At 70.8% G+C, this 18,488-nt stretch carries 14 protein-coding genes and 1 pseudogene; 7 read left to right on the top strand and 8 right to left on the bottom strand.

The genetic code is table 11. The features are described 5' to 3' along the window. Window positions 1-511: pseudogene (locus tag QM634_RS09045) on the top strand (inositol-3-phosphate synthase); the annotation flags it as partial. A gap of 130 nt (window positions 512-641) precedes the next feature. On the opposite strand, the gene QM634_RS09040 reads toward QM634_RS09045, so the two are convergent. Next, on the bottom strand, window positions 642-1,466 hold the full coding sequence (locus QM634_RS09040) for a hypothetical protein (protein WP_415042450.1): 825 nt from the start codon (window positions 1,464-1,466) through the stop codon (window positions 642-644). Window positions 1,467-1,581: 115 nt separating this feature from the next. Beyond that, entirely contained in the window at window positions 1,582-1,983 is a 402-nt protein-coding gene (locus QM634_RS09035) for a hypothetical protein (protein WP_415042449.1), read from the bottom strand. 174 nt (window positions 1,984-2,157) lie between these two features. On the opposite strand from QM634_RS09035, the gene QM634_RS09030 reads away from it, so the two are divergent. Continuing rightward, complete coding sequence (locus QM634_RS09030) at window positions 2,158-2,697, top strand: T3SS (YopN, CesT) and YbjN peptide-binding chaperone 1 (protein ID WP_415042448.1); 540 nt, start codon at window positions 2,158-2,160, stop codon at window positions 2,695-2,697. A gap of 111 nt (window positions 2,698-2,808) precedes the next feature. After that, window positions 2,809-3,933 carry a DUF475 domain-containing protein gene (locus QM634_RS09025; RefSeq protein WP_415042447.1) on the top strand — a complete coding sequence of 375 codons (1,125 nt, stop codon included), beginning with the start codon at window positions 2,809-2,811 and terminating at the stop codon, window positions 3,931-3,933. A gap of 28 nt (window positions 3,934-3,961) precedes the next feature. Here QM634_RS09025 and QM634_RS09020 read toward each other — a convergent pair whose 3' ends face one another. Next, a complete protein-coding gene (locus QM634_RS09020; protein ID WP_415042446.1) occupies window positions 3,962-5,407 on the bottom strand; it encodes a phytoene desaturase family protein in 1,446 nt (481 codons plus the stop codon). Window positions 5,408-5,445: 38 nt separating this feature from the next. On the opposite strand from QM634_RS09020, the gene QM634_RS09015 reads away from it, so the two are divergent. Further along, window positions 5,446-7,446, top strand: coding sequence for a TPM domain-containing protein (locus tag QM634_RS09015; RefSeq protein ID WP_415042445.1), 2,001 nt, complete (start codon window positions 5,446-5,448; stop codon window positions 7,444-7,446). Here QM634_RS09015 and QM634_RS09010 read toward each other — a convergent pair. Next, a complete protein-coding gene (locus QM634_RS09010; RefSeq protein WP_415042444.1) occupies window positions 7,443-8,468 on the bottom strand; it encodes a DUF3068 domain-containing protein in 1,026 nt (341 codons plus the stop codon). The genes QM634_RS09015 and QM634_RS09010 overlap by 4 nt on opposite strands. Window positions 8,469-8,506: 38 nt before the next feature. On the opposite strand from QM634_RS09010, the gene QM634_RS09005 reads away from it, so the two are divergent. Continuing rightward, the gene (locus tag QM634_RS09005) at window positions 8,507-9,664 is read left to right on the top strand and encodes an acyltransferase family protein (protein WP_415042443.1); all 1,158 of its coding nucleotides are present in this window, start codon (window positions 8,507-8,509) and stop codon (window positions 9,662-9,664) included. On the opposite strand, the gene QM634_RS09000 is transcribed toward QM634_RS09005, so the two are convergent. Further along, window positions 9,594-13,715 carry an alpha-(1->3)-arabinofuranosyltransferase family protein gene (locus tag QM634_RS09000; protein WP_415042442.1) on the bottom strand — a complete coding sequence of 1,374 codons (4,122 nt, stop codon included), beginning with the start codon at window positions 13,713-13,715 and terminating at the stop codon, window positions 9,594-9,596. The two genes, QM634_RS09005 and QM634_RS09000, sit on opposite strands and share 71 nt — an antisense overlap. 113 nt (window positions 13,716-13,828) lie before the next feature. Further along, window positions 13,829-14,029: a DUF2613 family protein gene (locus QM634_RS08995; RefSeq protein ID WP_415042441.1), complete on the bottom strand. Its 201-nt coding sequence runs from the start codon at window positions 14,027-14,029 to the stop codon at window positions 13,829-13,831. A 45-nt stretch (window positions 14,030-14,074) separates the two neighbouring features. On the opposite strand from QM634_RS08995, the gene QM634_RS08990 reads away from it, so the two are divergent. Continuing rightward, window positions 14,075-15,244 (top strand): glycoside hydrolase family 3 N-terminal domain-containing protein, encoded by a 1,170-nt coding sequence (locus QM634_RS08990; RefSeq protein WP_415042451.1) that lies wholly within the window; start codon window positions 14,075-14,077, stop codon window positions 15,242-15,244. 139 nt (window positions 15,245-15,383) lie between these two features. Beyond that, on the top strand, window positions 15,384-16,004 hold the full coding sequence (locus QM634_RS08985) for a TetR/AcrR family transcriptional regulator (RefSeq protein WP_415042440.1): 621 nt from the start codon (window positions 15,384-15,386) through the stop codon (window positions 16,002-16,004). Window positions 16,005-16,196: 192 nt separating this feature from the next. Here QM634_RS08985 and QM634_RS08980 read toward each other — a convergent pair whose 3' ends face one another. Together QM634_RS08980 and QM634_RS08975 are read right to left on the bottom strand one after the other, a co-directional pair. Further along, window positions 16,197-17,087 (bottom strand): MaoC/PaaZ C-terminal domain-containing protein, encoded by an 891-nt coding sequence (locus QM634_RS08980; protein ID WP_415042439.1) that lies wholly within the window; start codon window positions 17,085-17,087, stop codon window positions 16,197-16,199. After that, a complete protein-coding gene (locus QM634_RS08975) occupies window positions 17,087-18,454 on the bottom strand; it encodes a 3-oxoacyl-ACP reductase (protein WP_415042438.1) in 1,368 nt (455 codons plus the stop codon). The genes QM634_RS08980 and QM634_RS08975 overlap by 1 nt, the downstream gene beginning before the upstream one ends. Window positions 18,455-18,488: the final 34 nt, after the last annotated feature.

Below are 18,488 nucleotides of genomic sequence, written 5' to 3'. Positions count from 1 at the left end.
CACCATCACCCACCGCGTGATGGCCAAGCTGTTCGAGGACCGTGGCGTCACCCTGGACCGCACGTACCAGCTGAACGTCGGCGGCAACATGGACTTCAAGAACATGCTCGAGCGCGAGCGCCTGGAGTCCAAGAAGGTCTCCAAGACCCAGGCCGTCACCAGCAACCTGAACGGCCCGCTGGCCGGCAAGGTCTACGACAAGAACGTGCACATCGGCCCGTCGGACTACGTCGCGTGGCTCGACGACCGCAAGTGGGCGTACGTCCGCCTGGAGGGTCGTGCCTTCGGTGACGCCCCGCTGAACCTGGAGTACAAGCTCGAGGTGTGGGACTCGCCGAACTCGGCCGGCATCATCATCGACGCGGTGCGCGCCGCGAAGATCGCCAAGGACCGTGGCCTGGGCGGCCCGATCCTGCCGGCCTCGGCCTACCTGATGAAGAGCCCGCCCGAGCAGATCGCCGACGACATCGCTCGTGCGCAGCTCGAGGCGTTCATCATCGGCGCCGAGTAGCCACGCTCAGCACAAGAGCCCCCGCCCGATGGGTGGGGGCTCTTGTCGTCTCGGGATGGCCAACTTCGGTCGATATGGCTGCCGCGGATGGCAATGTTCCCTCGGCGCGGGTCATACCGGACAGAATTGGTCACTTCCGGTCGGCGAACCCGGCCTTGCGAACGCGGTGCCGGTCGGCGCGGGTGATCGCCTGGATGTCGCTGAGCACGTCGATCCAGTCGAAGAGGATGTTGGCGTAGGTCAGTCGGATCGTCAGCCACTCGTCCACCAGCGCCTTGCGGTCGCGGTACCGGTCGTATTCGTAGTCCCGCTGGCCGTCGTGGAACTCGCGGCTGTCGCACTCGATGAGCAGGTTGCCGATGCGCAGGTCCGAATGCCCGCGAAACGCGGCGACCGGGGGCTGGACCACGACCTTGTAACCCGCCGCGCGCAGCCGAACCCGCGCGATCGTCTCGGTGCCCGACTGGGAGCCGGGGTCGCAGTGCCGCAGCATCTCCTCGACCACCCAGGGAACCCGCGGAAGCAGTCGGCGCAGGTCGTCGATCTGCCAGTGGTTCTTGTTCATCGCGGAGTCGGCGAGCACGATCCAGTCCTCGCGCGTGCAGCATCGGGCCGCGCACAGGAGCGCCAGCGGGATGTCGTCGAGCGCCTGGGTGACGGGGAAGTGGCCGCCATATCCGCGGCAGGAGTGCGGTCCCCGGTGGTGCTTGTCCCCGCGGACGTGCAGCGAACCGTAGCCGGGCGGGGTCCAGAGACCGTGCTTCTGCAGGGCTGACACGCAACTCAGCGCACCGCCGAGGCGCACTGCGCGCGCCACGTCGGGGTCCGCATCGGTGCGGGCATACCAACCGTCGCGCAACGTGGTCAGCGCTCCGGAGCGGAGCGCCTTCTTGATCTCATAGGGGGTGAACCCGCGCCGCAGCAGGTCGCGGCGCCGTCGTACTCCATGATCCATACCCACTTAGACGCACCAGCGCCCCGAGCGGCTCCGAGGGATGGTCAACTTCGGTCGATATGGCTGCCGCGGATGGCAATGTTCCCTCGGCGCCAGTCATACCGGACGAAATTGGTCAGACGGAGAAGCAGCCGACGAGGCCCGGCGACACGGTGACGACGATCGGCCGGCTGTAGATCGAGCGTCCGCGGGTCGTCTGCACGGCACGCAGCACGCGGCGACCTGGCTCGGTGGGGCGCCACACGAAGATGCCCTTGTCGGCGGCGGGGATGGTGCGCGCGACGGTCCGCGCCTGGCGCGATCCCTCGCGGCCTTCGACGAGGCGGATCATGTTGGAGCCGTCGTTGACCCGCACACGGGCCTCGTAGGCGCATCCGACGGTGAAGTTCGAGAACGACCCCGGCGAGGAAAGGGTGACGGGTGTGACCACGGTCGCCTCGGAGGCGGGGGCGGTCATCGTCGTCAGGGCTGCGATGGCTGCCGCGCTGAGGGCTACTGCGGCAGGGGTCTTCTTCACCGAAATTCTCCTGGGCTCGTCGTGATCGGATCGCATACAGAATGACGCAAAGACGTGTCCAGAACCAGGGGATTAGCTGTGGGGTAGCTGTGTGTACGACCACCGCGACAGGGTCCCGCTTCGTGACCGGTACCTTCCAGGGGACCGATCAACCATCGACCGCCAGGAGCTCCCATGGGCAACACCGAAGCCGTGCAGGGCAAGGTGCAGCAGATACTCGCCGCCAACCTGCAGGACAAGGTCCAGCTGACCAAGGACGGTGGCTTCACCATCCGCAACGGGTCGAGCCGGTTGTTCATCGAGGTGCAGGAGTGGAAGGACAAGACGCTGGTGAGCCTGCGGGTGCCGGTCCTGTTCGAGGTCCCGCGCTCGCCCGAGCTCAACGAGTACGTCGCCTACCACTCGGACTCCTTCGTCTTCGGCACCCTCGCGCTGCACAAGGCCGGCGACGACGAGAAGACCACGGTCAGCCTCAAGCACAACCTGCTCGGCGACTTCCTCGACGAGGAGGAACTCATGTCGGCCGTCTACGGGCTGGCCTTCGTCGCCGATGACGTCGACGACGAGCTGAAGGCGACGTTCGGCGGTCTGCGCTTCCACGAGGACGACGACCCGGAGGACGAGTACACCGAGGTCGAGACCGACGGCGAGAAGACCGACGACGCGAAGACCGACGACGCCGACGACAAGGATGACGACGCCGACGACGCGTAGTCCGCTCGACGACCTCCTTGTCGGACCGGCCGTTGGCGGTCCAGTCGCACGATCGGGCCGGGTCGCCACGCCGCGCGCAGTCGGCGGGACGGGCCCTGCGACAATGGCGGCGTGATCCGCATCTTCGGGCCGTCGGTGGCCGTGACGATCGCGGCCCTGGTGGCCGCCTTCTTCTACGGCGGTTCGTCGGCGATGGGTGCGGGCCGTGCGCTGTTCCTGGTCGTGGTGCTCGGCATCCTCGAGGTCTCGCTGTCCTTCGACAACGCGGTCATCAACGCCTCGATCCTGCGCCGGATGAGCATCTTCTGGCAGCGGATCTTCCTCACCGTCGGCATCCTGATCGCCGTCTTCGGCATGCGGCTGGTGTTCCCGCTGGCGATCGTGTGGGCGACCACCAACCCGCGCCTCGGGCCGGTCGAGGCCCTGCGGCTCGCGCTGCACCCGCCGACCGACGGCCGACCCACCTACGAGCAGATCATCACCGCTGCCCATCCTCAGATCGCGGCCTTCGGCGGCATGTTCCTGCTGATGCTGTTCCTCGACTTCGTCCTGAGCCGCAACGACCGCACGTGGCTCAGCTGGCTGGAGAAGCCGCTCGCACGTGCCGGACGGCTCGACCAGGCATCGGTGATCGCCGCGCTGATCATCCTGCTCGTCACGGCACTCGTCTTCGCCGACGCCCGCGAGGAGCACCCGGTGATGATCGCGGGCATCCTCGGTCTGCTGACCTATCTCGTCGTCAACGGCCTCTCCAACTACTTCCACGTCGAGCCGCCCGAGGACGACGAGGAGCCGGCCCAATCGCACGACGGCCCCGGACCGCTCCTCAAGGAGACCGGACGCGCCGCGTTCATGCTGTTCCTCTACCTCGAGGTGCTCGATGCGTCGTTCTCCTTCGACGGGGTGATCGGTGCCTTCGCGATCACCGCCGATCCGATCATCATCGCCCTGGGCCTCGGTCTCATCGGTGCGATGTTCGTCCGCTCGCTGACGGTCTACATGGTCCGACGCGGCACCCTCGACGACTACGTGTACCTCGAGCACGGGGCGCACTGGGCGATCGGTGCGCTCGCCGTGATGCTCCTGGTCTCCATCGGCGTGCACATCCCGGAGGTCGTCACCGGACTCACCGGCGTCGTCATCATCTTCGCGTCGTTCCTGTGGAGCGTGCGGTTCCGCAAGCGCAAGGCCGCCGCGCTGACATCTGCCGACGGTGGGCCCGCCGAGGGCGCCTAGCCCTCGAGCGCGGCGGAGTCCGCAGACGTCAGGGTCGGCTCGCCGCCCAATACCCGCTCATGCCGTGCACCCCACCGCCGGGCGCGGTCGCCGATGAGCACAGGTAGACGCCGGGCACCCCGGTCGCGTACGGATCGGGGTGCACCACGTTGGCCGACAGTCGCGGTCGCGCGACGAGCTGGCGCAGCGTCGTCGCACCGCATCCGATGTCCCCGCCGATGAAGTTCGGGTCGTACTCGCCCAGTTCGGCGGCCGTCACCACCCGCGACGCGACGATCACATCCCGGAAGCCGGGCGCACACCGCTCGAGTTCGGCGATCATCGCCTCGCCCATGTCCCGCGACGACCCGTTCGGCACGTGGCAGTAGGCCCACGCGACGTGCCGCCCGGTGTCACCGGCGCGCGACGGATCGAGCCGCGTGGGTTCACCGGCGAGCAGCCAGGGCCGCTCGGGGTGATCGCCGCGGGCGACGGAGGCTTCCACCGCCGCGATGTGGTCATAGCCCTCCGCGACGTGCACGGTCGCGGTGCGCGTCGGGGCGTCGACGCGCCACGGGATGGGCTCGGACAGCAGGAAGTCGATCTTGCAGACGCCCGGCCCGTACCGCCAGCGCTCGTAACGGCGCCGCATCCGCGCGGGCAGCCGCTCGCCCAGGATCGCGACGGCATCGCGCGTGGAGGTGTCCAGGAAGTACTGGCGCGCGGGCGGCAACTCGTCGAGGCTCCGCACCCGCCACCCGGTCTGCACCCGTCCGCCGGCCGCGCGCAGGCACGACACCAACGCGTCGGCGATGGCCTGTGACCCACCCTCGGCGATCGGCCACCCGGTCACCGACGCCGGCGCGAGCAACAGCAGGCCCGGTCCCGCCGAGGCGGGCGCGGTCAGCGGGGCCATCGCGTGCGCGGCGACCCCGGCGAACAGCGCGCGGGTCGTCTCCTCCTCGAAGCGGCGGGTGAACCGCTGCACCGAGTGCAGGGCCCGTGCGCCGAAGCGGGCCATCAGCAGCGGGTGCCGCGGCACGCCCAACGGCCGCAGCACCTCGCCGACCAGTCGGTGCAACCGGTCGTCGTCCACGCCCAGCGACCGCTCCCACGTCCGACCGTCGACGCCCAACCCGGCGACCGTGGTCGCCGGGTCGCGGTACACGGCGGCGGCCCGCCGCCCGTCGAAGACGTGGGCCAGCGACACCTCGGGCGTGAGCCAGCGCAGGCCGTGGGACTCGAGGTCGAATTCGGTGAAGGCGGGGGAGACGCGCCCCAGCGGGTGGACCGCCGAGCACACGTCGTGGCGCACGCCGGACTCGAAGAGCTCGGCGCTGCGCATGCCGCCGCCGATCGTGTCGGCGGCCTCGACGACCAGCACCGCGTGGCCGGCGCGCGCGAGCGTGACCGCCGCGGTCAGCCCGTTGGGCCCGGAACCGACGACCACGGCGTCCCACTCGGCCGCGCGACGCGCCCGCCGTGAGGTCTGCATCGCGTCACTATCGCACGTCCAGCGGCTAGATTGGTCCCATGCTCTTCGCGCGTTTGATCCTTCGACAGCTCGCCGTCGTCGCCATCGCGCTCGCGTCGGTTTTCCTCGGTCCCCTCGCGGCCACGACCGCGCACGCGGAACCGCCGATGAACCTGCCCGAGCAGATGCAGATCCACGATCCCGCGCAGGTCCTCTCCGACGGAGATCGGGCCAAACTCCAGGCCGAGATCGACAAGCTCTACGCCGATCACGGCGTCAGCATGTGGGTCGTCTACGTCAAGAGCTTCGACGACATGCCCGCCGAGAAGTGGGCCGACGTCGTGCGCAACCAGAGCGACCTCACCGACCGCGACGTGCTGCTCGCCGTCGCCACCGACAGTCGCCGCTACTACCTGTCGACGCCGGAGGTGCTGGACAAGGACAAGATCGACGACATCGCCAAGAAGGACGTCGAGCCGCGCCTGAAGAAGGGCGAGTGGTCGGCCGCCGGAATCGGCGCCGTCCGCGGCATCGACAAGGCGCTGTCCTCCTCGCACGTGCTGGCCTACACCGCGGCGGGGGTCGGCGGCACGGCCGCGTTGGCCGGCGGCGGCGCCTACCTCTACACGCGTCGACGCCGCGAACAGGAGGCCAAGGAACGGCTGGAATCGCTGCGCAGCGTCTCCGACGAACTCACCGTCGACCAACTCGCCAGCCAGTCCATCGACGACCTCGACGACTGGTCGCGCGAGATCCTCACCGACACCGACAACGCCGTGCGCACCAGCGCCGAGGAACTGTCACTGGCCGTCGACGAATTCGGCGAGGCGCAGACCAAGCCCTTCCGCGACGCCGTCGAGTCCGCGCAGAAGGGCATCGCCGACTCCTTCGTCCTGCGCCAGCGGCTCGACGACGCGATCGAGGAGAACCCGGACGAGCAGCGGTCGATGCTGGTGCAGATCATCACCACCTGCCACGACATCGACGCCTCGCTCGACGACCAGGTCCAGCAGTTCGACGAGATGCGCAACCTGCTCCTGGGTGCGCCCGAGCGCCTCGACGGTCTGACCCGCAGCATCGTCGACCTCAAGACGCGCGCCACCGCGGCCGAGGGGATGCTCGCCTCGCTCATCGCCAAGCACGGCGAGGACCGGGTCAAAGCCGTCTCACACAACGTGGAGCTGGCCGAGAAGCAGATCGACTTCGCCGAGGAGAACGTCGACGACGGGCGGGACGCGACCGCGGCACCGGCCGGCAAGCAGGGGGCCGTCGTCGCGGCGATCCGCGCCGCCGAGGGTGCGGTCGCCCAGGCCGGCAAACTGCTCGACGCCGTGGCCAACGCCGACACCGCGATCGCCGAGGCGGCCACCCGGCTGCCGGTGCTGATCGACGAGGTCACCGCCGAGATCGCCGCCGCCGGCAAGCTCGACTCCTCGCCGACGCTCGCCGATGCCGTCGCCGACGCGCAGGCCGCGCTCGACTACGCCGCGGCCAACACCGACAGCGACCCGCTCGGCTCCTTCACCACGCTCACCGAGACCGACGCCGTGCTCGACCGCGAGCTCGCGGCGGCCCGCAAGTCGACCTCCAAGCGCAAGCGGGGCGTCGAGCTGCGCGAGCAGACCATCGCCGCCGCCGAGTCGAAGGTGTCGGCCGCGCGCGATTTCATCGACACCCGACGGGGAGCGGTGCAGGCCGAGGCCCGCACCCGGCTCACCGAGGCGCAGCGGCTCGTCGAGTCGGCGCACGCACGACCGGCGAAGGAGGCCGCCGAGGCGGTGGAGGACGCGCGTCGCGCCGGTGCCCTCGCCGACGAGGCGCTGATGAACGCGCAGGACGACGTCGTCGCATGGCAGCAGACAGAGCAGCCGGCCGAGCACGGCGGCGACGCCTCCGCGATCGGCGCGGTCCTCAGCGGTGTGCTCGTCGACAGCTTCCTGCGCGGTGGGTTGACCGACGGCGGTCGGTCCGGCGGTGGCTACACCTACGACGGTCGGTCGCCGGGGTCCTACGGCGGCTCCTCCAGCTCGGGCCGGATCGGCACGGGCGGTCGGTTCTAGGAGCGCATCTCGTCGGCAAAGGCGTGCCGCCGCCGAACGGCCCACGCCCCGGCTATCGCGCCGAGGGCGCCGAGGACCGCGACGAACGGCACCGTGCGCTCGGCGAGCCGGGCCGGGCGGGACTGGGAGCGCGCCGCGCGGGCCAGCTCGGTGCGCGTCTTCTCGTCGTAGCGGAAGGTCGCGTCGAAGTCGGCGAGACGGCGGTCGGCGGCCCGGTAGTCGCGGTGCACGGTGATCTCGGCGTCGACGATCAGCCCCGAGCGCTCGTCGACCCACAGCGTGTACCGCCCACCCTGGTGTGCACGGGCGGTGACCTCGCCGCCCGGCCAGCCGAACCACGAGCCCGGCTTGGTGATCCGCGTGCGCGGGTCGGCGTCGGGGAGCGCGGCCAGGTCCGTGTCGGGGATCTCGGCGCGCAGCTTGACGACGCGCAGGTCGTTCGAGTGGTCGCGGCCGAGGTTCGTCAGCGGGACGCGTCGTCGGGTGATCGGGTCGAAGAACTCCAGGCCGCTCGACGCGTGCAGGCGCGGCGCGAACAGATAGGTGATCCCGGAGCGATCGGGCAGCACGACGGCCGGCCGGTTCGAGTCGGTCTGGATGCTCGAGTCGCCGGCGGGCTGCGCGGTGGTCCGGCTGACGGTCACCCGGTCGACGGCGGCGAGCAGGACCGGGTCGCCGCAGCCGGCGGACTCCTCGTCGCGCCGGATGACGGTGCCCGCCTGGAGGGTCGCGATGCGACGGTCGGCCGGACGGACGGCCACGACACGCTGACTGCGGACGAGTTTGCGCGGCCCGAGCGCGGCGGCCGCGGGGCGGTCGAGGGAACACCGGTCGAGGGTGGGCACCGCCGTCGTCGACGGGGCGATCGCGACCAGGTTCGTGTCCAGCGAGACCCGCTCCAACTGCGGCGCCAGGAACACCGGCGAGGCCACCGCGACGGTCAGCAACAAGGCGGCGAGGAAGACCAGAGTCGGTGGGAGGAGCTGGCGGGTCGACCAGCGGCTGGTCTGGGCGTCGGGCACGGTCGCGAGCGTACCTGTCGCGTAGATTGGCCCGGGTCATGACAGCAACGACCGCGCGCCGCTTCTACCCCCAGATGGAGGGGATGCGGGCGGTCGCGGCGCTGGGGGTGCTCACCACCCACGTCGCCTTCCAGACCGGTGCCGTCACCTGGCCGGTCGTCGGACCGATCCTGGGCCGCCTCGACCTGGCCGTCGCACTGTTCTTCGCCCTCTCCGGATTCCTGCTGTGGCAGCCGCACGCAGCGGCAGCGCGAGGGTTGGCGCCAGAGCCCGGCCTGGTGCGCTACGCCCGGCACCGCTTCTGGCGGATCTGGCCGGCGTACGTCGTGGTCGTCGTGGTGGTGCTGACACTGCTGCCGCAGGCGCGGACGTCGGACCCGGTCGTCTGGCTGGCGAACCTCACGCTCACCCAGGTGTTCGTACCACTGTCGCTGACCGCCGGGCTGACCCAGATGTGGAGCCTGTCGGTGGAGGTCCTGTTCTACGCGCTGCTGCCGGTGCTGGCGTGGCTGCTGGTCTCCCTGCGGGGACCGCGGGCCCGCTGGCGACCGATCGGGGTGCTGGCCATCGGCGCCGTCGGGTTGGCGTGGGGTCCGATCGCGGCGCTGATCCCCAAGCGCGACGGCGTCGAGCCGCAGAACTGGCTGATCGGCCACCTGCCGTGGTTCGTCGCCGGATTGGTGCTCGCCGAACTGGTGGCGTGGCGGTCGTCGGGGGCGGCGATGCCGGCGTGGCTGTCGCGGGTCTGCGCGCACAGTTCCAACCGGGTGCTGATGGTGGCCGTGTTCGCGGTGTCCTACGGGCTGGCGTGCACGCCGCTGGCGGGACCGGTCGGGCTCGGCGCGCTGAGCGCCCTGGGCTTCGCGACGAAGATTCTGTTCGGCGCGATCGGCGCCTATGCGGTGCTCGCGCCGCTCGCGCTGACCGACGGCCGGTTCCGCCTGCTGGCGTCGCCGGTGATGACGACGCTCGGCCGCTGGTCGTACGGGATCTTCATCTGGCACGTCGCCGTGCTGTCGGTGGTCTTCGGGTTGTTCGGGATCATCCCGTTCAGCGGCTCCTTCGTCCTCGTGTGGGCGATCACCGCGGCCCTGTCGATCGGCATCGCGGCGGCCGGCTACGCGTTCATCGAGGATCCGGTGCGACGGTGGGCGGTTCGCCGGGACCGCGATCGAGCACCGATCGCCACACGGTGACCGCCACCGCGGCAAGGGCCAGACCCTGCACCCACCAGTCGTAGCCGTGATACCCGGTCGGCGACTTCCACGGTCCGGCCGCCAACCCGCACGTCGCGGCGAAGAACAGGGTGAACGCCACGACGACGGGCGCGCCGCGATAGCGGTCCTGACTCGACCAGCGGTACATCGCGGCGCCGACGGCCGCCGACAGCACCAACCCCGGCCAACCGGCGAGCAGCCAGGAGGCCGCGAGGGTCGTGGTCGCGGTGGCGACGTGGGCGCCCGACCACCGTCGGCCGGTGCCTCGTCGACACTCGACCGCCGTTGAGCGCGGGCCGAAGGCCGCCAGCGCGAGCACGAGCGCCATCACCGCCAACCCCACTCCGAGGGCCCAGCGATACGGGCGGTCGAGCGGATAGGTCAGCTCGACGGTGCCGACGGTGTTCGCCGGGACGATCCAGCCCTGCTGCCAACCGTCGACCGTCAGCGCGCGCAGGTCGGTGCCGTTCAGCCGCGCCCGCCAGCCCGGGTTGGCGCTCTCCGGGACGACGAGGACCTGTTCCTTTGGGTGCGGGCTGATCGTGACCTGGCGGGTGGTCGCGTCCCAGCGGGTCGTTGCGGGGTCTTGATACAAATTCTCGCTGCGCTCGAATTCACTCGACCACCGACGGTCGCGCAGCTCGACGGCGTCGACGGAGAACCCCTTGCCGGGGTTCACGGTCAGTTCCTGCTCGCCGCCGCCCAACTGGACCGGGCCGCACGGCACGGCGGTCACCGGCGTGCCCGACCGCAGCGCACCGGTCGTCGTGTCGACCCGCAGCGGGACGACCTGGCCCGACACGCTGACCGACAGCCCGGCGTCGCACCCGAGGTGGACCGGGCGGTCGGTGCGCACCGCCATCGGGGCGTCGGGGACGATCCGGATGTCGGTGATGCCGACCGGCGCCGGCCGGGCGAAGCCGAGGTTGTTCACGTTGATCAGGTCCGAGGCGCGGCGCACGGTCAGCACGATCCGATCGGTCACCGCCGGGTCCAGCGCGACGGTGCCGTCGGGTCCGACGCGCCGGATCTGCTCGCCGGTGCCCAGATCGACCGCGACCTCGACAGGCGCAGCCGGGTAGCCGGCGGGCTTGCCGAGCACCAGCTTCTCCACCCGCTGCGGCGCGGGCAGGTGCAGCGTCAACCGCGCCTGCTTCGCATCCTTGGCCGGCTTGCGACGCTTGGCGCCCCGCGGCGGCGGGGCGGTGGTGTCGGCACTGGCCTCCGGAGCCGTCCACGTCGTCGCCGGATCACCGTCCACCGCGGCCGCGGCCGATCCGCGGGGATCGGCGACCGAGGCGTCGCCGAGGGCGGTCACCACCGCGGGCTGCTGCAGCAGGCGGTCGATTTCGTCACCGGTGCGCGGGCGCAGCGTGACGGTCGCGTCGACCGGCCCGGGCGTCGGCACCGAGAGCACGCGGGAGAAGGCGCCGACGGTCTCCGGCGCCAACCCGAGGCCGGGGGAGCAGCGGACGCGGTCCCGATCGGCGAGGCAGTCGCCGCGACCGGTCTGCTCCTGGCGCAACGACCACCCGGCGACGGTCGCCCCGGCGGGCAGCGGCGGCAGCACGACGCGGTGGCGGATGCGTAGGGGTTGGCCGGTGGACAGGTCGGTGAGCGCCACCTCGGCGAGGGCGAACTGGGTGCCGACCGTGCCGTCCTTGGTGCCGGTGGCGCGCAGTTGGACCCGCCGGGTCGGACCCGGCGGCAGCGTGACGGTGATCGGTTCACCGGGCTTGACGCCCTGCGCGACCGCGGTGCCGTCGTCGGTGGTGATGAGCACGCTCGTCACGTCGGGTCCGAGCGCCTTGGCGGTGGTCAGGGTGACGGCCAGATTGGTCCGCGGTCGGGTGAAGTCGAGGGCGAGCCACTGACCGACGGCACGGTCGAGCCCGGCGGAGAGCCACGACGTGGAGGTGTCGTCGTCGAAGGCGGCGGCGGTGGACTGCGCGGGAGCGGTCTGTCCGGGCTGGGTGGCGTCCGACGCCGATGAGGAGGCGCTGACGCGCACGGCACCGGGCTCGTTGTCCAGGAGCCACTGCCCGACGACGCGCGGGGTGTCCGCACCGGCGGGGTAGTCGTCGACGGCGTTCTTGGTGCGACGCGGGTCGTCGGGGGAGCGGATCGCCGACCGGTTGTCGTCGACGCGGCCGAAGTCCGTCTCGCGGTCGGTGGGGGTGTCGGTCACCCAGAGGGCGGTGGGCGGCAGCCCGGCCCGCCGGGCGTCGGCCTGCAGGAGTGCGAGTCGACCGGGCGGCACCCCCTCGGGCCCGCCGACCACCTGCGGCAGCGCCTCGACGTCGGCCAGGACCGGCCCGGTGCCGGGGAAGAGCCGGTCGTCGACGGCGAAGATCTGGATGGCCGGCAGGGGCGGGCGCAACCCGTCGTCGACGACGACGCCGCGCACGACCGCGGGCGCGACCGGGTCGCCGAACTGCGCGACCTTGTGCAGGCCCGGCGACGATGTCAGGGCTTGCTGTGCGAGGAGCGGCCGCGCCGAGCGCGATTCCCGGGGGTCGAGGTCGGCGCGCAGCACGACGTACCGCACGCCCATCTGCGCGAGCATCGGGGCGAGCAGGGGGGAGCCGTTGCCCTGCGCGACGTCGCGCTGCACCGCGTCGAGGGCGCGGATGGCCGTCGGCGGGACCAGTGGGATGGCGTCGCGGACCGCCCACGGCGCCGTCGCGAGGGCCTGCATCGGTTCGTCGCGGGTGGTGCCCCAGAGCTGTTGGGCGAAGGGGGAACCGGGGACGACGAGGGCGCGCGAGGGGTGCGCGTCGTCGTGTTGCCGGTCGAGCCAGGCGGCGGTGTCGCGCCAGTGCTGCGGCAGCGACCGGTACGTGGCGTCGCCGGCCAGCCCGCCGGTCCAGGCGAGCGTCCCGGCGCCGAGGAGGGCCACGAGCAGCACGATGGTCGTGGCGATCGGGCGCGAGCGCTGCGGGTGGGCGAAGGCCGAGAGTGCCCTGCGGAAGGTCACCGCCGGCGGCAGTGGCACGCGCGCGACGAGGTGGGCGATGCCGAGGACGAGGGGTAGGCGCAGGAAGGGGTCGAATTTGTGCAGGTTGCGCAGCGGCGCACCTGCTCCGTCGAGGAAGGTGCGCACCGGCTCGGCGATCGGCGACCCCCACCCGCCGACATAGCCGAGGCACATCAGCAGCAGGCCGACGCCCAGGATCGCGACGAGCCGTCGCCGATACGGCAGCGCGCCCATCGTGAGTCCGGCCAGCCCGGCCGCGGCGAGGACCCCCGTTGCCAGGACGGCCGCCGGTTGCGTCACCAGGATGGCGCCGGCGACGCGCTCGGGGGAGACGAACGGCGTCCAGGCGCTGGTGCCGCGCAGCACCTCGGTGAGCGAGGACCACTGGGTCGTCACCCGCGACGACTCGATGAAGTCCAGGAACGGCGGGCTCACCCGGGACAGCAGGAGCAGGGGGATCAGCCACCATGCGCACACCGCCGCGGTGCCCAGTGCCCACCAGGCGCCGAACCGTGCCCACCGTCGACGGTCGGTGTCACCGGCGGCGAGGAGCCACCACATGACGCCCACCCCGGCGGCGGCACCGGTGGCGACGGCGTTGACCGCGCCCATCAGGGCGATGGGGATCGCGGCGCGCAGGCCCAGGCGCCACAGCGGAACACCGGTCGCGGTGAGGCCGGTGACCACGCCGAGCACCACCCAGGGGGCGAGCATCATCGGCAGCGTCTCCGACGAGATGGAGCCAATGGTCGTGAGCACGCGGGGGCTCAGCGCGAAGACCGCGCCGGCCAGCAGGCGCGAGCCGGGGGATCCGATGGTCAGCGCCTGCGCCAGTTTCACGATCCCGATGACGCCGACCGCCAACAGCACCGCCCACCACAGGCGCTGGGTGATCCACGGCGGGATGCGCAGCAGGTCGCCGAGCGCGAAGAAGGCGCCGTGCGGGAAGAAGTAGCCGTAGGCCTGGTTCTGCACCTGGCCGAGCGGGGCGGTCGGGGACCAGAGGTGCGCCGCGCGCGAGAGGAATCCCCACGGATTGGCCGTCAGGTCCAACTTGGTGTCGGCGGCGATGCGGCCCGGTGACTGGGCGAAGGCGAGGACCAGGGCCGCGACGCAGATGCCCGCGATCCCGCGTCGGGTCAGAGGGTGGCCGGTGACGGGCGCACTCAGTTGGCCGCCCCGCCGTCGCCGCGCGAACCGTAGTCGACGCTGCCGGGCACGAACCCGTCGTTCGGGTTGAACTTGTTGGCGTCGGTGGCCGGGCTGGAGCTGGTGGCGATCCACGCCGCCGCGAAGATGCCCAAGACTCCGACGAGGATGCCGATGGCTGCGGCGACAGCACCGGCGACCAGGCGGTTGTTGAGCATGGCCTCGAAACTACCATCCGGCGTGGGAGACTCGACGTCATGCACATGCGTAAAACACTTGGCGTCGTATCGGTTGTGGCGGCGGGCGCGATGGTCGCCGCCGGCTGTTCCAACACCCAGGCGCCGACGGTTCCCGGTTACTCGTCCGCCCCCGCCTACTCGCCGTCGTCGTCGGCCCCGTCCTCCTCGGTCCCGGCCGTGGCCGCGGGTTGCATCAGCGTCGAGGCGTCGAAGCTGTCGACGCGCCAGAAGCTTGCGCAGATGCTGATGGTCGGTGTGAAGGACGCCGCCGACGCGAAGGCCATCGTCGCGAAGGAGCGGGTCGGCGGGATCTTCGTCGGCAGCTGGACCGACAAGTCGATCCTCACCTCCGGTGCCGCGCAGACACTGTCGAACCGCAAGCTGCCCGTGATGGTGTCGGTGGACCAGGAGGGTGGTCGGGTGTCGCGGCTCAAGTCGATCGGCATCGACCTGCCGGCGGCGCGCGACCTGGCCAAGTCGAACACCCCGGCGCAGGTGCGCCAGAAGGCCTTCGAGATCGGCAAGAAGCTGCGCGACCTCGGCATCAACGTCGACTTCGCGCCGGACATCGACGTCAGCGACCAGCCGGCCGACTCGGTGATCGGCGACCGGTCGTTCTCCGACGACCCGACGACCGTCGCGCAGTACGGTCGTGCGTTTGCCGCCGGGCTGCGCGACGCGGGAATCCTCCCGGTGTTCAAGCACTTCCCCGGCCACGGCCACGGGTCGGGCGACTCGCACACCGGCACCGTGAAGACGCCGCCGCTGTCCGACCTGGTCGAGAACGACCTGGTGCCGTTCCGCACGCTGCTGCCGATGAAGGGCACGGCCGCGATGGTCGGGCACCTCATCGTCCCCGGCCTCACCGGTCCGGAGACCCCGGCCAGCATCAGCCCCAAGGCGATCGAGATGCTGCGCACCGGTGTCGGTTACAACGGCCCGGAGTTCAACGGCGTCATCTTCACCGACGACCTGTCGGGGATGGCCGCGATCACCGAGAAGTACCCGATCGAGCAGGCCGCGCCGATGGCTCTCGCCGCCGGTGCCGATATCGCGCTGTGGCTGACCACCGACAAGGTGAGTGCGGTCCTCGACGCCCTCGAGAAGGCCGTCGCGACCAACAAGCTGTCGATGGACAACGTGAACGCCTCGGTGAACCGCATCCTGGCCGCGAAGCGGCTCAAGCGCTGCTGACCAGAGTTTTCGCCGAGCGTGCCCAGATTTTCGCCGAGCGTGCCCAGAATCTCGCCGAGCGTGCCCAGGCGAGCCGAACTTACTGGCCGGTAATAAGTGCGGTAGAGTCAACCCTAAGTTATTCGAGGAGTTGACGACGTTGGCCGGTGGGACCAAGCGGTTACCGCGCGCGGTGCGCGAGCAGCAGATGCTCGACGCCGCGGTGAAGGTGTTCGCCGCCAACGGTTTCCCCGAGACGTCGATGGATGCGATCGCCGCCGAGGCGAAGATCAGCAAGCCGATGCTGTACCTGTACTACGGCTCCAAGGAGGAGCTGTTCAGCGCCTGCATCGCGCGTGAGTCGGCCAAGTTCATCGACGCCATGTCGGTGGGGTTCAACCCGGCGCTGCACCAGCGCGAGCAGGCGCGGACGGTCGTGCGGGAGTTCCTGCGGTTCGTCCACGAGAACGCCGAGTCGTGGCGGGTGCTTTATCGCGTCGCGGTCGGCACCGCGAGCTTCTCGGATCTGGTGCGACAGAGCCGGCGCCGCGTCATCGAGATGGTCGCCGACCTGATCAAGCAGGGCACCACCGTCGAAGGCGCGACCGACGTCGACTTCGAGATCACCGCGGTCGCGCTCGTCGGCGCTGCGGAGGCGGTCGGTGACCGCATCAGTGAGGGCGACATCTCGTTGGAGACGGCGACCGACCTCCTCGTCGGCATCGTCTGGCGCGGTCTGCGCGGCGTCGGCGTGCACGACGACGCTCCGGCCGGCGCCTGATCGCCCACTCGGCGAAGTTCATCGCCCACTCGGCGAAGTTCATCGCCCACTCGACGAGAATTTGGGCCCACTCGACGAAAATCTGGGCACGGTCGGCGAGATTCTGGGCACGGTCGGCGGGGCGGTGGGAAGGATCGAGCCCCCACACCGTTGCCGGTGCGGGGGCTCGGATCGGTCTGACCGGCGGTCGGACTACGTGATCGCGCGGGTGGTCGCCGTCAGGTGCGGGAAGCCCTTCTTGCGGTCCAGGATCGAGATGTCGTAGTCACCGGGGGCGCCCGCCGGCGTCGTGTACAGGTTGACCTTCGCCGGCAATAGGATCGGCTTGCCGAAGCGCACCTGGTAGTCGACCGCGTCGGGCAGCTTGCTGCTGACGTTCGCGATCGCCGCCGCCGCGCTCCACATGCCGTGCGCGATGGCGCGCGGGAAGCCGAACGCCTTGGCCGGCAGGTTGCCCATGTGGATCGGGTTGCGGTCCCCGGAGGCCTGCGCGTAGTTGCGGATCTGGCCGAGGTTCACCGACAGCACCGCATCCGGCGGGGGCGGGGTCTGCTCCTTGGGCGCCGGGCCGCGCTCCTCGTCGGACAGGCTGGTGCGCTGCTGCGACAGGAACGTGCCGACCTGCTCGCACACCAGGTCGCCGCCGACCTCGAACCGCGAAGTGACGTCGATCAGCAGGCCCTTGCGGTGCTCGCGCAGGTTGCCCGCCTGGGTGCTGATCGTCAGGTGCTCGGTGGGCGAGATCTGCCGGTAGCGGCGGATCCGGTTCTCCACGTGCACCGACCCGACCGCGCTGAACGGGAACTCCTTGCTCGTCATGAGCTTCATGACGAGCGGGAACTGCAGCACGAACGGGTAGGTCAGCGGAAGGGTGGTGCCCAGCTGCAGACCCGTCGTCCGGCAGTACTCCTGCAGGCGGTTCAGGTCCGTCGGACCGGTGGTGAACCGGTACACCGTGTCGGGCACCGTCGCGTCCGGCCGCACCGGGCCGGACTTGCCGATCCCGGGCAGCATCGCGGTGACGGCCCGCGAGTACACGTCCAGCGTCGACGGCAGTGCGTCGAGCGTGATGACCTTGCCCATCAGGCACCCAGCAGGCTCTGGCCGCAGACGCGGACGATGTTGCCGGTCACCGAGCTCGACGCCGGGTTGGCGTACCAGGCGACGGTCTCGGCGACGTCGACGGTCTGTCCGCCCTGCTGCAGCGAGTTCATCCGTCGGCCGACCTCGCGGGTGGCCAGCGGGATGGCGGCGGTCATCGCGGTCTCGATGAAGCCGGGGGCGACGGCGTTGATGGTGATGCCGCTCTTGGCCAGGATCGGCGCGTAGGCGTTGACCAGGCCGATGACACCGGCCTTGGAGGCGCCGTAGTTGGTCTGGCCGCGGTTGCCCGCGATGCCGGCGATCGACGACACGTCGATGACGGCGCCGCCGGACTTGAGGGCCTTGGCCTTCACCAGATCGTCGACGAGGCGCTGCGGGGCGATCAGGTTGACGTTGATCACCGCGTTCCAGCGGGCGTCGTCCATGTTCGCGAGCAGCTTGTCGCGGGTGATGCCGGCGTTGTTGACGATGATGTCCAGACCGCCGTGGCGCTCGAGGACGTGCTCGGCGATGGTCTTGCCGGCGTCGGGATCGGTGACGTCGAGCGGCAGGGCCGTGCCCTTGACCTTGTTCGCGGTCTCGCTGAGCGCCTCACCGGCGGCCGGGATGTCGGCGGCGATGACGTGGGCGCCGTCGCGGGCCAGGACCTCGGCGATGGTCGCACCGATGCCGCGGGCGGCACCGGTCACCAGGGCCACGCGGCCGGCGAGCGGCTTGTCCCAGTCGGCGGGGGCGGTGGCGTCGTCCTCGCCGATGCGGATCACCTGGGCGTCGACGTAGGCCGACTTGCCCGACAGCAGGAAGCGCAGCGTCGACTCGACGCCGGACAGGCCGGTCTTGGCCTTCGGGTGCACGTAGACCAGCTGGACGGTCGCGCCGTTGCGCAGCTCCTTGCCGAGCGAGCGGGTGAATCCCTCCAGCGCGCGCTGGGCGATCTGCTCGTCGGCCTTGCGGCACAGCTCGGGGTGCGTGCCGAAGACGACGAAGCGCGCCGAGTTGCCGTGCTGGCGCATCGTCGGGCCGAAGAACTCGTACAGCGCCTCGAGCTCCTCGGGCTTGCTGATGCCGGTCGCGTCGAAGACGGCGGCGCCGAGCTTGTCGGCGCCACGGGCACCGGTGTTGTTGCTGATCAGGTCGTAGCCGTCGGCGGCGGTCAGGATTTCGCGCAGCGGCTCGACGAGGCGACCCTCGCCGCCGAGCAGGACCGGGCCGGACAGCGGGGCCTGCGACGGCGAGTAGCGGCGCAGCGCGGGAGGCTGCGGCAGGCCGACGCGGCTGGCGATGAACGAGCCGGGCCCCGACGTGACGAAGGTCGAGTAGAGGTCCTTGTTTGCTTTACCGGACACGAGACGTACTCCTTCAGAGTGTGATTTTCGCGGC

The sequence above is a fragment of the Gordonia sp. (in: high G+C Gram-positive bacteria) genome, from assembly GCF_047606305.1.
Lineage (GTDB): Bacteria > Actinomycetota > Actinomycetes > Mycobacteriales > Mycobacteriaceae > Gordonia.
Note: the sequence above shows the minus strand (reverse complement) of the source record. Positions and strands in the feature narration are given on the sequence as shown.